The 14,204-nt window shown below is 64.9% G+C and carries 14 protein-coding genes; 9 read left to right on the top strand and 5 right to left on the bottom strand.

Translation table 11 applies throughout. The annotated features are described in order from the left end of the window. Position 1: 1 nt before the first annotated feature. The 4 genes from NDY25_RS06070 to NDY25_RS06055 form a co-directional block, all read right to left on the bottom strand. The gene (locus NDY25_RS06070) at positions 2 to 1,051 is read right to left on the bottom strand and encodes an ABC transporter substrate-binding protein (protein ID WP_168957050.1); all 1,050 of its coding nucleotides are present in this window, start codon (positions 1,049 to 1,051) and stop codon (positions 2 to 4) included. A gap of 85 nt (positions 1,052 to 1,136) precedes the next feature. Beyond that, entirely contained in the window at positions 1,137 to 2,054 is a 918-nt protein-coding gene (locus NDY25_RS06065; RefSeq protein WP_168957049.1) for a TauD/TfdA dioxygenase family protein, read from the bottom strand. A 245-nt stretch (positions 2,055 to 2,299) separates the two neighbouring features. Then, positions 2,300 to 4,783 carry an ABC transporter permease gene (locus NDY25_RS06060; RefSeq protein ID WP_168957048.1) on the bottom strand — a complete coding sequence of 828 codons (2,484 nt, stop codon included), beginning with the start codon at positions 4,781 to 4,783 and terminating at the stop codon, positions 2,300 to 2,302. Continuing rightward, positions 4,780 to 5,379 carry an ABC transporter ATP-binding protein gene (locus tag NDY25_RS06055; protein ID WP_043889686.1) on the bottom strand — a complete coding sequence of 200 codons (600 nt, stop codon included), beginning with the start codon at positions 5,377 to 5,379 and terminating at the stop codon, positions 4,780 to 4,782. The genes NDY25_RS06060 and NDY25_RS06055 overlap by 4 nt, the downstream gene beginning before the upstream one ends. Before the next feature lie 109 nt (positions 5,380 to 5,488). Here NDY25_RS06055 and NDY25_RS06050 point away from each other — a divergent pair, with 109 nt between their 5' ends. The 3 genes from NDY25_RS06050 to NDY25_RS06040 all read left to right on the top strand — a co-directional run bounded on the left by NDY25_RS06050 (position 5,489) and on the right by NDY25_RS06040 (position 8,375). Then, positions 5,489 to 6,157, top strand: coding sequence for an arylesterase (locus NDY25_RS06050; RefSeq protein WP_168957047.1), 669 nt, complete (start codon positions 5,489 to 5,491; stop codon positions 6,155 to 6,157). Positions 6,158 to 6,248: 91 nt separating this feature from the next. Then, positions 6,249 to 6,962 carry a response regulator transcription factor gene (locus NDY25_RS06045; protein WP_002811889.1) on the top strand — a complete coding sequence of 238 codons (714 nt, stop codon included), beginning with the start codon at positions 6,249 to 6,251 and terminating at the stop codon, positions 6,960 to 6,962. A gap of 141 nt (positions 6,963 to 7,103) precedes the next feature. Beyond that, on the top strand, positions 7,104 to 8,375 hold the full coding sequence (locus tag NDY25_RS06040) for a sensor histidine kinase (RefSeq protein WP_176339600.1): 1,272 nt from the start codon (positions 7,104 to 7,106) through the stop codon (positions 8,373 to 8,375). Between the two features lie 31 nt (positions 8,376 to 8,406). On the opposite strand, the gene NDY25_RS06035 is transcribed toward NDY25_RS06040, so the two are convergent. Then, positions 8,407 to 9,108 (bottom strand): SGNH/GDSL hydrolase family protein, encoded by a 702-nt coding sequence (locus NDY25_RS06035; protein WP_168957046.1) that lies wholly within the window; start codon positions 9,106 to 9,108, stop codon positions 8,407 to 8,409. Positions 9,109 to 9,426: 318 nt separating this feature from the next. Here NDY25_RS06035 and NDY25_RS06030 point away from each other — a divergent pair, with 318 nt between their 5' ends. The 6 genes from NDY25_RS06030 (at position 9,427) to NDY25_RS06005 (ending at position 14,190) form a co-directional block, all read left to right on the top strand. Further along, on the top strand, positions 9,427 to 9,807 hold the full coding sequence (locus NDY25_RS06030; RefSeq protein WP_023902762.1) for a diacylglycerol kinase: 381 nt from the start codon (positions 9,427 to 9,429) through the stop codon (positions 9,805 to 9,807). Between the two features lie 341 nt (positions 9,808 to 10,148). Then, complete coding sequence (locus tag NDY25_RS06025) at positions 10,149 to 10,781, top strand: LemA family protein (RefSeq protein ID WP_023902764.1); 633 nt, start codon at positions 10,149 to 10,151, stop codon at positions 10,779 to 10,781. A 294-nt stretch (positions 10,782 to 11,075) separates the two neighbouring features. Continuing rightward, the gene (locus NDY25_RS06020) at positions 11,076 to 11,963 is read left to right on the top strand and encodes a TPM domain-containing protein (protein WP_168957045.1); all 888 of its coding nucleotides are present in this window, start codon (positions 11,076 to 11,078) and stop codon (positions 11,961 to 11,963) included. Then, positions 11,963 to 12,454: a TPM domain-containing protein gene (locus NDY25_RS06015; RefSeq protein ID WP_168957044.1), complete on the top strand. Its 492-nt coding sequence runs from the start codon at positions 11,963 to 11,965 to the stop codon at positions 12,452 to 12,454. Before NDY25_RS06020 ends, NDY25_RS06015 begins: the two co-directional genes overlap by 1 nt. Positions 12,455 to 12,508: 54 nt before the next feature. Next, positions 12,509 to 13,399: a prolipoprotein diacylglyceryl transferase gene (gene lgt, locus NDY25_RS06010; RefSeq protein ID WP_168957043.1), complete on the top strand. Its 891-nt coding sequence runs from the start codon at positions 12,509 to 12,511 to the stop codon at positions 13,397 to 13,399. After that, complete coding sequence (locus tag NDY25_RS06005; RefSeq protein ID WP_168957042.1) at positions 13,396 to 14,190, top strand: thymidylate synthase; 795 nt, start codon at positions 13,396 to 13,398, stop codon at positions 14,188 to 14,190. The genes lgt and NDY25_RS06005 overlap by 4 nt, the downstream gene beginning before the upstream one ends. Positions 14,191 to 14,204 lie beyond the last annotated feature (14 nt).

The raw sequence follows: 14,204 nt of genomic DNA, 5'->3' as shown, positions 1-14,204 counted from the left end.
CTCAGCTCCCGCCCGCAATCAGCGGGTCGTCGAAAAAGTAGTCGCTCAGCTTGCTCGGCGTCTGCTTGATCGCGCCGCTGTGCTGCATGAACTTGCCCAGCCCCAGCGTGTTCTGCGGCACCACGGTGAATTGCACTTTCGGGTCCTTGAGGATCTGCAGCACCAGCGCGCGGTCGATGCTCGAGCCATTGCGGCGCAGAAAGATATCCGCCGCCTGTTCCGGATGCGCGGTGACAAAACGTGCCGCCTGATCCAGCGCAGCGACGAAGGCGCGATAGGTCTTGGGATTGTCGCGGCGGAATTTTTCGGTGGCATACAGCACCGTCGCCGACGAGGGGCCGCCTTCGATCTCGTAGGAACTGGTCACGATATGCGCGGCCGGGTTACGCGCTAGTTCCTGCTCCTGAAACGGCGGGCTAGCGAAGTGGGCGGTGATCTCGGTGCGGCCACGGATGATCGCGGCGGCCGCATCCGGATGCGGCAATGCGACCTGCAGCGGATCCAGCTGATGGGTGCCCTTGTCGCCCCAACGTTGCTGCGAAGCGTGCTGCAGAAAACGCGACTGCACCGACACGCCGGTGGCCGGCACCGCAATCCGGTCCTGCGGGGTGAAATCGCCAATGGACTTGATGCGCGGATTATTGCTGATCAGGTAATACGGAAAGTTACCCAGCGAGGCCACGCCGCGCACGTTCTGGCGGCCATGCGTGCGGTCCCAGATGGTGAACAACGGCCCGACGCCGGCACCGGCGATATCGATCGAACCGGTCAGCAAGGCATCGTTGACCGCCGCGCCGCCGGACAACTGCAGGAACTGCACGTCGATATCCACGCCAGCGGCCTTGCCCTGCTGCTCGATGAGTTTTTGATCCTGCGCCACGTCCAGCAGCAGATAGACGATGCCGAACTGTTTGGCGACGCGCAGTTTTCCTTCTGCCTGCGCATGCGCGCTGAACAGCAAAGGCAACGCGGCCAGGAGCAGCAGCGCAACACGCCCGAAGAAACGACGGCGCTGCGGGGCTGCGTGGTGAGAAGTGACGGTCAAACGCATGCGGCGCTCCAGTCGAAAGGGGGAGGGAAGGGCGCATTTCAAAGCGCGTTACGAGCCATAAGACCCACGCGGCGGCGCACGATTTCTAGAACGGCGCATCGCCTTCGATGGTGGTGCGGTTGAGCCGACGGCGCAGGTGGTCCGGCGTGCCGGCGGCCAGATGCATCACTGAGCGGTTGTCCCAGAACACCATGTCGTGTGGCTGCCAAAGATGCCGATACACCAATGCCTCACGGGTACTGTGTTCGAACAGGGCCTGCAGCAATGCATCACTTTCGTCGTCGGGCAAGCCGACGATGCGAGTCGTGAAATGTTCGCTGACAAACAGCGCTTTCTGGCCGGTCTCCGGATGCGTGCGCACGATCGGATGCTGCACCGGTGTCACTTCGGCGATCTGTTCGGCCGTCAGCGCCGGACGCCACGGATTGCGCGCACGCAGCTCTTCGTATTTGGCCAGATAGCTGTGCTCGGCGCGCAGGTCCTGCACGGTGCGCTTGAGCGCATCGGGCAAGGTGTGCCAGGCCAGATGCTGATTGGCGAACAAGGTGTCGCCGCCCTCGCTAGGCAGCTCTTGCGCGTGCAGCAGCGAGCCCAGACTGGGCGTTTCCTTGTACGACAGGTCGGAGTGCCAGTAATGCCCGGCATCGCCCAGACCGATCGGTTCGCCGTTCTCCTTGATGTTGGACACCACCAGCACTTCCGGATGCCCACGCAACTGGAAATTGCGCAGCACATGGATCTGCAGCGGGCCGAAGCGACGGCTGAAATCGACCTGCTGCGCCGGGGTGATGCGTTGGTCGCGGAACACCAGCACGTGGTGATCCAGATGCGCTTGATGGATACGCGCAAAGGTGTCCGCATCCAGCGGCTGCGACAGATCCAGGCCGATCACTTCGGCGCCCAGCGGGGCATCGAACGGCACGATCTGCACGCCGGAAGCTTGCACTGTGGAAACCGCATCGCGCGGGGTCTGCGCACGCGCGGCGGAAGTGACGCTGGCCATGACGGTGGCACCTCGACGGCAACGAAAGGCCGCCTGGGCCGGCGACCGGACAGACCACTCTAGGCAGTCGTGCCGCCGCTGCGAACGTACGATTGGCAACGTGCTTATGCGCTGCAGGTATATGCGACCCGGCATGCCGGGCGACGCAGCTTGGCGCCGCCCGATTCGAGCTCAACTGCTTTACGTCGATGAGTAGATATTGACGCAGCGCCGCCTGGGCAGCGCAGTCGCTTTGTGGTGCGCTCTTACTCCGCCCGCAACGCCAACGCCGGCGGCGTCGACAGGATGCGCCGCGTGCCCGACCAACCGGCCAACAGACTCAGCACCAGCCCGAAGGCGCCGCCGATCAGCAGACGCGGCCAATCCGGTGTCAACGCGATTTCGAACGCCTGGCGCCCAACCACCGCGCCGATCACCGCCGCTGCGGTCACCGCCAGCGTTGCCGCCAGCAAGCCGAGCGCGCCGAATTCCACCAGCACCGCGCCACGCAACTGCCCGCGACGCGCGCCCAGCGTGCGCAGTACCGCGCTGTCGTAGCGACGCTCGCCTGCGGTGGCCTGCAACGCCGCCAGCAGCACCAGCACGCCCGCCAGCAGGCTGAAGCCCATCACCAGTTGCACCGCCTGCGCCACCTGGTCGATGACCTCGCGCACGCGGCCGAGGATGGCGTCGATATCCAGCACCGAAATGTTGGGATAGTCGCGGCTCAACGACGCCAGCTTGGGGGCGTTGCCAGGTGGCAGATGGAAGCTGGAAATCAGGTTGTATGGCGCATCGCCGACGGAACCTTGATTGAGCAGCAAGAAGAAATTAACCCGGAACGAATCCCAGTCGGCCTTGCGGATGCTGGTGACGGTGAAACTGCGCTGCTGTTCGCCCAGCAACAAGGCGATGCGGTCGCCGAGTTTGAGCTGATACCGCTGCGCCCAGCCTTCTTCCACCGAAGCCTCCGGTGCCGTGCTGTCGGCTGCCCAGAACTTGCCTTCTAGCAAGGTATTTGCGGGAGGAAATGTATGCCGCCAGGAGAAATTGACCGGGCGGTTGTCGCCATCGCCATTGTCCTGTGGATCGCGGTCGCCGCGTGCAGGTGGTTTGTCGTTGATTGCCACCAGACGCCCGGTCGAAAACGGCTCCACGGCCGCATCGTTGACGCCCAAGCCGCGCAGCGTCTGCAGCACCGGCACGGTCTGCTCGGGCTGGATGTTCATCAGGAAGTAGTTGGGCGTCTCCACCGGCAGGCGGTCGCGCCATTGCCCGAGCAGTCCGGGGCCGACCACGGCCAGCAGCAACAGCGCGCACAGCGACAGCGATAGCCCGACCAACTGCACCACGCTCAGCCCACGCCGCCGCGTCAGCGAGGCCAGACCCAACTTCCAGGCGCCACGCAGGCGATGCTGGATCGGCCGCAGCAACGTGAGCAGCCCCAGGCCCAGGGCCATCGCCACCAGCGCCAATGCAGCCAGCCCGCCGAGCACCCAACCAGCGAGCACCAGATTGCCGGTGGCATAGACAGTAAGCGCCAGCGTGGCCGCCAACGCAGCGGCGTAGACCAGCAACGAGCTCGGCGGTACTGCGGCGAAGCTGCGGTTTAGCACGCGCATCGGCGGCACGTTGCGCAGCCGCAGCAGCGGTGGCAGGCCGAAGCCCAGCAGCAGTACCAACCCGATGCCGGCACCGGCCAGGGCAGGGGTGGCCTGCGGCAACGGCAGCCGGTTAGGAATCAGGCTGCCGAGCGCCTGCACCAAGCCTTCCTGCGCGAGCATGCCCAGCCCGATCCCGACCAGACAGGCCGGGATCGCGGTCAACAGCAATTGCAGCGACAGCATCGCCAGGATGTCGCGCTGGCGTGCGCCCAGGCAGCGCAACACGGCGACGGTGTCGATGCGGCGCATCGCAAACCGGTTGGCCGCCAATGCGGTGGCCACGCCGGACAACAGTACCGCCAGCAGCGCCGACAAGGCCAGGAAGCGGCCGGCGCGATCGAAGGCCGCGCGCATGCCGCGCTGGGTGTCTTCGATGCCGACCAGACGGTATTCGCTGGCGCGTGGCTTCAACCAGGCGCGCAAGTCGGCGATGGCTTCCGGCGCACCGGAAAACATCAGCCGGTACGAGGCGCGACTGCCCGGGCCGAGTAGGCCGGCGCCGTCGATATCGGCGCGATTGACCAACAACGGCGGCGACAACTGCATCAGCTCGCCGGAGGCATCCGGTTCGGCACGCAGCACGCCGGTGATGGTGAGATGGCCGGCGCCGAATTCCAGCTGTTCGCCCACCCGCAGGCCCAGCGCCTCGAGCAGACGCGGGTCGGCATAGGCCTGACCCGGCGGCGGTGCGCTGGCGACGTTGCCTTCCGTGCCAGTGCTGTCCTTGGAGACCAGCAACTGACCCCGCAGCGGGTAGCCAGCACCCACGCCGCGGATGTTGGCCATCTGGCTGGACTCGCCATGGAACAACACGCTGGGGAAGCTGACCATGCGCGTGCTCTGCAGCCCGCGTCGCTGCGCTTCAGCAGCGAAGTCGGCCGGAATCTCCTGGCGGCCGGTCACGCCCAGATCGCCGCCGAGCACTTCGGCCGCGCTGGAGGTCAGCGCCAACGTCACCCGGTCGACCAGCGTGCCGACCGCCGTCATCACCGCCACGCCCAACACCAGCGCTGCGAACACGGTCAGTAGATCGCCGGCTAGAAACTCGCGGCGCACCGCGCGCGCGGCCTGTCGCAGCACGTTCATGCGGCCGGACCGGTCTGAGCGTGCAGGCGGCCGCTGTCGATGCGGTAGATGTGATGGCAGCGCTGCGCCAGCGTCATGTCGTGGGTGACCAGCACCAGGGTGGTGTCGCTGGTGGCATTGAGCGCGAACAGCAGGTCGCTGATCTGCGCGCCGGTGGTCTGATCGAGGCTGCCGGTGGGCTCGTCGGCGAACAGGATGCGTGGCCTGGCCACGAAGGCGCGTGCCAGCGCCACGCGTTGCTGCTCGCCGCCGGAAAGCTGGCGCGGGTAGTGGCGCGCACGTGCGCTCAGGCCCACCGCCTCCAACACCTCGCGCACCCGCGCCGGATCTTCGCGCCCGGCCAGTTCCAGCGGCAATGCGATGTTTTCTTCGGCGGTCAGTGCCGGCAGCAGATGGAAGCTCTGGAACACAAAGCCCACCTCGCGCGCGCGCAAGGCGGCACGGGCTTCTTCGTCGAGCTGGCCCAGGTCCTGGCCGGAGAGCGCGATGCTGCCGCGGCTGGGCAGGTCCAGCCCGGCAAGCAGGCCGAGCAGGGTGGTCTTGCCCGAACCGGATGCGCCAACGATGGCGATACTGTCGCCTTCACTGACCGTCAAGCTCACGTTGTCGAGGATGTGGAGTGTTCCCTCCGGTCCACTGACGGACTTGCCGACCTCGCGGACGTCGATGGCGGTGCGGGTGCTGGAGCGGGGGGCCAGACTGTCGATGAGGAATCTCCGAATGCGTGAAAGAACACTGCGATATGGCGCGCTGGTCCTGTGGCTGCTGACACTGTCCCTGCTTGCGCCGGGAATTGCCTCTGCCAAAAGTCCGGTGGCAACCGCACCGATCCTGGTCGTGGGCGACAGCTTGAGCGCTGCGCACAACATCCCGGTGCAGTCCGGCTGGGTCACTCTGCTGGACCAACGCCTGAAGCGTGACATGGCGACGCCACCGGCAGTCGTCAATGCCAGCATCAGTGGCGAGACCACCTCCGGCGCATTGACGCGGCTGCCCGGCCTGCTGGAAAAGCACCACCCCGGCGTGGTGGTGATCGAACTTGGCGGCAACGATGCATTGCGCGGCCTGACCCCGGCCCAGCTCAAGGGCAATCTGGAAAAGATGATCCAGCTCAGCCAGCAGGCCGGCGCAAAGGTGCTGCTGCTCGGTATCGATGTGCCGCCGAACTACGGCCCGGCCTACCGCGAACGCTTGAAGGCGGCCTATGCCGACCTGTCCAGACAGTACAAAACCGCGCTGGTGCCGTTCTTCCTGGAAAAGGTCGCGCTACAGCCGGGGCTGCTGCAGGCTGACGGCTTGCATCCGACCGCTGCGGCTCAGCCGAAGGTGCTGGAAACTGTCTGGCCAGCGCTGCGTCCACTGCTCGGTCGCTAGGCGTCGTCTGTCACAGAACGTCGCCGGTCCTTCACGCCCTTTCCACCGTCGATCCGGCATGTTTCACAAAGCTGAAGACCGAGGAAAGTCCATGCGTCAGACCAAGGAAACGTCCGGCCTCGTGCTGGTCGTCGAAGACAATCGCAATATCTCCGAAATGATCGGCGAGTACCTGGAAGGCCGTGGCTTCGAGGTCGACTATGCGCAGGACGGACTGGACGGTTATCGTCTTGCCGCCGAGAACAGCTACGACGTGGTCGTGCTGGATCTCATGCTGCCGCGCCTGGACGGCATCGAAGTGTGCCGCCGACTGCGCAACGACGCACGTAAGTCCACCCCGGTGCTGATGCTGACCGCCCGCGATACGCTGGACGACAAGCTCACCGGCTTGGGCTTCGGCGCCGACGATTACCTGACCAAGCCGTTCGCGATTCAGGAACTGGAAGCGCGCCTGCGTGCCCTGATCCGTCGCGAGCGCCGCCAGGTGGGTTCGGAAGTGCTCAAGGTCGCCGACCTGGTGCTCGATCCGGTCAGCATGCGCGCCACCCGTGCCGGCACCGAGCTGCAGCTCTCGCCGATCGGCCTGCGGTTGCTCACCATTCTGATGCGCGAATCGCCGCGTGTGGTCACCCGCCAGGAAATCGAGCGCGAGATCTGGGGCAATGGGTTGCCGGATTCGGACACCTTGCGCAGCCATCTGTACAACCTGCGCAAGATCATCGACAAGCCGTTCGATCGCCCCCTGCTGCACACCGTGCAAAGCGCCGGCTATCGCATCGCCGACATCGCCCAACCGATGGCCTGATGTCACTGGCCGGTCGCCTTCTGGCGGCCGGCTTTTCCTGTAGGCGCTCACGCGCCGCTCGCTTCCGCGTGCTGCCGGCTGGTTGCACGACGGGCTCACGGAAGCGTTGCCTCTAATCCGGCGCTCTCCCTGGATGCCGCAATGCCGCACGGGCTCCCACGAAAAATACGTCTCGCCTTCCTGTTGCAGGTCGCACTGGCGAGTCTGGCGATCGTCCTTGGCGGCTATCTGATCTCCTTCGTGATCAAGTACAGCCTGGTGCGCACCGTACTGGCCGACGAGGCGGTGCATTTCTGGCGCCTGCACAAGAGTGCGCCGAACAACCCGCCGCCAAATACCCGCAATATCCAGGGCTATTTCTCGCCTGCCGGCAAGCTCGGCGACAGCGCACCGCCGGTATTGCAACGGTTGCCGCGCGGCTTCAGCGAAGTGGCCGCTGCCGACGCGCTGGTGTATGTGGATCAACGTCCGGAAGGACGCTTGTATCTGGTGTTTTCGCGCTCGCGCGCCGCCCATCTGACCTTGTGGTACGGCGTGGTGCCGGCGATCGTGGTGTTGCTGTCGATCTACGGCGTGTCGTGGTTTACCTATCGCATCTCCAAACGCCTGGTGTCGCCGATCAGCTGGCTCGCACGGCGCGTTTCGCAGTGGGACCCGCGCAATCCGGATGTGGATGAGTTGGCACCTGAGCGATTGCCCGCCGAACTTCAGGGCGAAACACGGCAGCTGGCCGCAGCGTTACATGCGCTGGGGCAGCGGGTCAGCGACCATGTCGCGCGCGAACGCAACTTCACCCGCGATGCCAGTCATGAATTGCGCACGCCGCTGACGGTGATCCGCGTGGCCAGCGACATGGCCCTGGCCGACGACGAATTGTCGCCGCGCACGCAACGCAGCCTGCGCCGTATCCAGCGGGCCGGCCACGATATGGAAGCGGTGATCGATGCGTTTCTGATCCTGGCGCGCGAGGCCGAAATCGACCCGCAAAGCGAAACCTTCGATGCCGCCGAACTGGCCAGCGAAGAAGTCGACAGCGCGCGTGAGCTGCTTGGCGACAAGCCGGTGTCGTTGCAGATGGTTGGCGACCGCAGCCTGCAGATGTTCGCCCCGCCGCGCGTGATGCGCGTGGTGCTGAGCAATCTGTTGCGCAATGCCTGTGCCTACACCGACACCGGCAGCATCGAAGTCGAAGTGACCCAGGACCGCATCATCGTGCGCGATACCGGCATCGGCATGAGCGAAGAAGCGCGTGCACGTGCATTCGAGCCATTCTTCCGCGCCGATCCTACACGCCCGCAGGGCACCGGGCTGGGCCTGTCGATCGTGCGCCGGCTATGCGACCGCTTCGGTTGGCGGATCGAATTGCACAGCGAAGCCGATGTGGGGACGTCGGTGGCGGTGGTGGTGGCCTAAGGGCGTCTCTTGTTGACCGATTTGCCAGGTCTTACTTCTGCTCCAACACTGGTGCCACGGCCTTGCGCCAAATGGCGTAACCATCGGCGGTCATGTGCAGCATATCCTCGCGAAACAGCTCGGCGCGCGGCTTGCCGCTGGCATCCAGCATTGGCGTGTAGACGTCCACGTAATCCACGCGCGGCAGCGGTGCGAGTGCGTCCTTGATCAGGCGATTGGCCGTCACGATTGCCGGCAGCAAATGCGCGCGCGACGGGCTGGGTTTGATCGACAGATAGCTGATGCGCGCCTTCGGCAGATCGCTTCGAATGCGCGTTACAAATGCCAGCACGTCGTCGCGCACCTGCTCCGGTGTACGGCCGCTGTTGAGATCGTTGTCGCCGGCATACAGCACCACCTGGCGCGGCATGTATGGAATCACGATGCGGTCCGCATACCAGGTGCTGTCGCGCACTTCCGAGCCACCGAAGCCGCGATTGATCACCGGCTTGCCGGGGAAATCCTGCGCCAAGGTGTCCCAGAAACGGATCGACGAACTGCCGACGAACACAATGCCGTGCTTGGGCGGCTGCTGCTGCGCGTCGCTGTCGGCAAAGCGCTGCATGTCGTTTTCCCATGCGGCATTGGAGACTTGCGCCGGTACTTGCGGCGCGGTGTGTAGGGTGTCGGCGTGGACGTGGCCGGACAACAACGCAAGGGCGCACAGCAGTGTGCGCAAGGGATGCTTGATCATGCGAGAGAGCCTGCGGCAGTGAAGCGGACCGCCATGGTGCGACAGGCCCGGAGCTGAGGGCAAACCTGCTGGCTTCCAGCGCTCGGCATCGCCTTGCGCGTAGATCGCGTCGTCGGGCCTGACCAGAACATGCGGCAGATGGTGCGCCTTGCGGCAGGATCCGACTGCCTTGTAGGCCCAACGGCAGCTGTTCGGACGGGTGGCACGCCCTGGCGGTGCGCGGCGCCACGGTGCAAAATTCGGCATTTCCTGAGTAGCGACCACAGCATGCGTTCGATCCGTCCCCTGATACGCCCTTGCGGCCGGAAGCGCTGACGCGTGGCCGATCAACTGGGACACGTGCCGCGCGGCCCGCGCCGCATGCTCAAGGCGGCGATCTGGTCGTGGCAGGGATTGCGCGCGGCATGGCTGCATGAATCCTCGTTTCGGCTCGAGGTCTGCCTGGCCGTGGTGCTGGCCCCGCTGGGGCTGTGGCTCGGTCAGTCCGGTCTGGAGCGCATCGCGCTGATTGCGCCCTTGCTGATCGTGCTGGCGGCCGAATTGTTGAATTCCGCGATCGAGGCGGTGATCGAGCGCTACGGCCCGGAACACCATGTGCTGGCCGGCCGCGCAAAGGATATGGGCTCGGCGGCGGTGTTCTTGCTGCTGATCAATGTGCTGCTGTGCTGGGGGCTGATTCTGTTGCCGCGGGTGTTCTGAGAGCGATTGGTCACGCGCGCGCCGTGGCAGCCAGGCCTTTCTTGTAGGCGATTGCTTAGCGAAAGCGTGGAGACGTACATGGCGATGCGACGAATCAGAGTGCGAGTGCGAGTGCGTCAGTGGAAGAGCCCGGCGTTCGTGTGGCGCGTAGTGACTCTCTTTGACAATTGCCAGCCTCTGTCGCGCCTAGCGACCGCGCGCGCACCGATGCGTTCGAACTGAGGTTGTTCTTAATCCAAGAACTGATCGCCCAGTGGAACAACCCGCCAGGCGGGCGCATGTGCATGCCGGCTTGACTTGCTACATGGCATGCTGCGGCTCTCTTCTACGGAGTCGCCTGCATGCCTGTCCTGATTCGCGCCCTGGTGTTGCTGATGCTGACCGTCTCGCTGTCCGGTTGCGGTTACAACGCGATCCAGCAGAAAGAAGAAGGCGTCAAGGCAGGTTGGTCGGAAGTGCTGAATCAATATCAGCGCCGCGCCGATCTGATTCCCAATCTGGTGCGCACGGTGCAGGGCTATGCCCAGCAGGAGCGCCAGGTGCTGACCGAAGTGACCAATGCGCGCTCGCGTGTCGGGCAGATTCAGGTCAACGCCGACGACGCAGCGTCGCTGAAGAATTTCCAGCAAGCGCAGGGCGAACTCGGTAGCGCGCTGTCGCGTTTGCTGGTGGTCAGCGAAAACTATCCGCAGCTGAAATCCGACCAGTCGTTCCGCGATCTGCAGGTACAGCTGGAAGGTACCGAAAACCGCATCACCGTGGCGCGCGGTCGTTATATCCAGACGGTGCAGGAGTACAACACCTACATCCGTTCGTTCCCGCAGGTGATCACCGCCAAGATCTTCGGGTATCAGCCCAAGCCGAATTTCACTGTGGAAAACGAAGCGCAGATCTCGCGTGCGCCGCAGGTGGACTTCGGTAACCAACAGGCGCCGCAGCAGCAGCCCGTGCAGCAACCGCAGCCTGCGCAGTAAGTAATTGCGATTTGCGCAGCATCAAATACTGCGGGGTTGGCCGCACGGCATGTCGAGGCAATTGTTAGGTTAGCCATGTCGATCTATCTATCGTCCGCTTGCTCAACCAACTTTCAGAAGCTGGGCATCAAGCCCCTCTCCAGCGGGAGAGGGGTGAGGGTACGGAGCGAAGCCTCTGTGTCGTCTAACTGCACGAGGCTTCGCTCGTACCCTCATCCGCCCCTCTGGGGCACCTTCTCCCGATGGGAGAAGGGAACGGCTGAGTTTCAGTACTCATCAGGTAGGAGTTAGCTAATGCGGCAAACGCACAGGTGGGTGTTGTGGATGATGGCGCTAGTGCTATTGCCGGCATCGCTGCTGGCGCAGGATCTAGCGGCGATTCCGCCGCTACGCTCGCCAGTGGTCGATGTCACCGGCACATTGGATGCCACCCAGATCCAGCAGCTTGAGCAGCAGGCGCTGGCCTTGCAGCAGCGCAAGGGCGCGCAGTTGCAGATTCTGATCGTGCCGACCACCCAGCCGGAGGCGATCGAGCAGTACACCCAGCGCGTGTTTGACCAGTGGAAGATTGGGCGCAAGGGCGTGGACGACGGTGTGTTGCTGCTGGTGGCCAAGGACGACCGCCGCGTGCGGATCCAGCCCGGTTACGGTCTGGAAGGCGCGATTCCCGACATCACGGCCAACCGCATCATCCAGGAGTATCTGGCACCGCGCTTCCGTGAGGGCGACTACGCCGGCGGCATCAGCGCTGCGACTGCGACGCTGGCCGGTTTGATCGAGGGCGAGGCTTTGCCCGCTCCGGTCAGCGGGCATGCCGATAGCGGCTCGGGCGATGGCGGCGGCTGGATCATGGCGTTGTTCATCGGCTTTGTCGTTGCGATAGTGGCGCGCGGCATTCTCGGTGCGCTGCCGCGGCCGCTGCGCGCGTTGCTGACCGGCGTCGCAGCCGGCGGTGCCGCACTGCTCTTCACTTCACTGTTGTTCGCCAGCGTTGGCGCTGCGGTCATCGGGCTGCTGGCGGGCCTGGCATCCGGCTCGCCGGGACGCTTCGTCGGCGGCGGTGGCTGGGGCGGCGGCGGGTTCGGCGGATTTGGGGGCGGCGGCCGTGGCGGGCTCGGCGGCGGCGGTTGGGGTGGTGGTGGCGGGTCATCGGGAGGCGGTGGCGCCTCGGGGAGCTGGTAATGCGTTGGCTCAGGCATGTCTTTGCGCCCTCGGCGCAGCGTAGTTTCCCGGCCAGTTGCATGGACGCGATTGCCGCAGCCGTTGCAGCCAGCGAGCGCACCCATACCGGCCAGATCATGGTGGCGGTGGAAGCCGATCTGCCGCTGAGCGCGTTATGGCGGGGGCACACCGCGCGCCAGCGTGCCGAGCAGGCCTTTGCGCAATTGCGCACCTGGGACACCGACGCCAATAACGGGGTGCTGCTCTATCTGCTGCTTGCCGACCACGCCATCGAAGTGGTCGCCGACCGCGGTCTGCGCAGCCGCGTGCCGGATGCGCAGTGGGCGGAGGTGTGTAGGCGCATGCAGGAATTCCTGCGCGAAGGCGAGCATGAGGCGGCGGTGCTGGCCGGGATCGAGGCGGTGACCGAGCTGTTGAGCGAGCATTTCCCGGCCGCTGCAAACGCGCAGCATGAAGACGAGCTGCCCGATCGTCCCCAGCTCTTAGGCTGAGCGCGTGCGAGATGTCAGAATAGACGCCTCGCTTTTTTGTGATCCGCGGTCCGCATGATCTATCTGCACGCCATCGACCCCATCGCCTTCTCGCTTGGCCCGGTGCAGGTGCACTGGTACGGGTTGATGTACCTGGCCGCGTTCTTCTCCGCCTGGGCGCTGGGCCGCTCGCGCATCCTGCGCGGCCGCCTGCCCGGTGTGGACATGGACGGATTTTCCGACCTGTTGTTCTACGGCATGCTTGGCGTAGTGCTGGGCGGGCGCATCGGCTACATGCTGTTCTATGCGTTCGACAGCTTGCTGGCCAACCCGCTGATTCTGTTCAAGGTGTGGCAAGGCGGCATGAGCTTCCACGGCGGCCTGCTGGGCGTGCTGATCGCCTGCGGGCTGTGGGCGCGCAAGCACCGGCTGCACTTCTTCGACGTGATGGACTTCGTGGCGCCGCTGGTGCCGTTGGGTCTGGGCTTCGGGAGGCTCGGCAATTTCGTCGGCGGCGAGTTGTGGGGCAAGTTCACCCAGGCCGGCTGGGGCGTGATCTTCCCGCTTGCGCCGGAATTGGCCGGCCAGTTGCCGGCCCAGATCCAGGCGCAGTACGCCACCGGTGCGTTGAATCAGTTCGCGCGCCATCCCTCGCAGCTGTACGAAGCGGCGCTGGAAGGCGTGGTGATGTTCGTGGTGTTGTGGGCGTTCTCGCTGAAGCCGCGTGCGCGTTATGCGGTGTCGGGGATGTTCGCGCTGCTGTATGGCGTGTTCCGTTTCATCGTGGAATTCGTACGCGTGCCGGATGCGCCGATCGGCTACCTGGCCTTCAACTGGCTGACGATGGGGCAGATCCTGAGCCTGCCGTTGATCATCGGCGGGCTGGTGTTGTTGGCGATGTCGCGCCGCGCGCCGGTGTTGCAGCCGGTGGTGAGGGACACCGCCGTGGCGGGAGCCGCCAAGTGAAGCCGTATCTGGACCTGCTGCAGCATGTGCTGGAACACGGCGCGGAGAAGTCCGATCGCACCGGCACCGGTACGCGTAGCGTGTTCGGCTGGCAGATGCGCTTCGACCTCAACGACGGCTTTCCGCTGGTCACCACCAAGAAGCTGCACGTGCGCTCGATCATCCACGAGCTGCTGTGGTTTCTGCAGGGCGACACCAACATTGGCTATCTCAAGGACAACCAGGTCCGCATCTGGGACGAATGGGCCGATGCCGATGGCAATCTCGGCCCGGTCTACGGCAAGCAGTGGCGGCGCTGGACCGGCCCGGATGGTGTGGAAATCGACCAGATGCAATGGCTGGTGGACGAGATCAAGCGCAACCCGGATTCGCGCCGGCTGGTGATCAGCGCCTGGAACGTGGGCGAGCTACCGCAGATGGCGCTGATGCCGTGCCACAGCCTGTTCCAGTTCTATGTGGTGAACGGCAAGCTCAGCTGCCAGCTGTATCAGCGCAGCGGCGATATCTTTCTCGGCGTGCCATTCAATATCGCAAGCTATGCACTGCTGACGCATATGGTGGCGCAGGCCACCGGCCTGGGCGTGGGCGATTTCGTGCATACCTTGGGCGATGCGCACCTGTATTCGAATCACTTCGATCAGGCACGCGAGCAGCTGACGCGCACACCGCGCGCGCTGCCCAGCTTGCGCCTGAATCCGGAGGTGACCGATCTGTTCGCGTTCCGCTTCGCCGACATCGCCATCGCCGGTTACGACCCGCATCCGGCGATCAAGGCACCGGTTGCGGTGTGAGCGGCGGTCGCATG

This window comes from Xanthomonas hortorum pv. pelargonii, assembly GCF_024499015.1.
GTDB lineage: Bacteria > Pseudomonadota > Gammaproteobacteria > Xanthomonadales > Xanthomonadaceae > Xanthomonas > Xanthomonas hortorum_B.
Note: the sequence above shows the minus strand (reverse complement) of the source record. Positions and strands in the feature narration are given on the sequence as shown.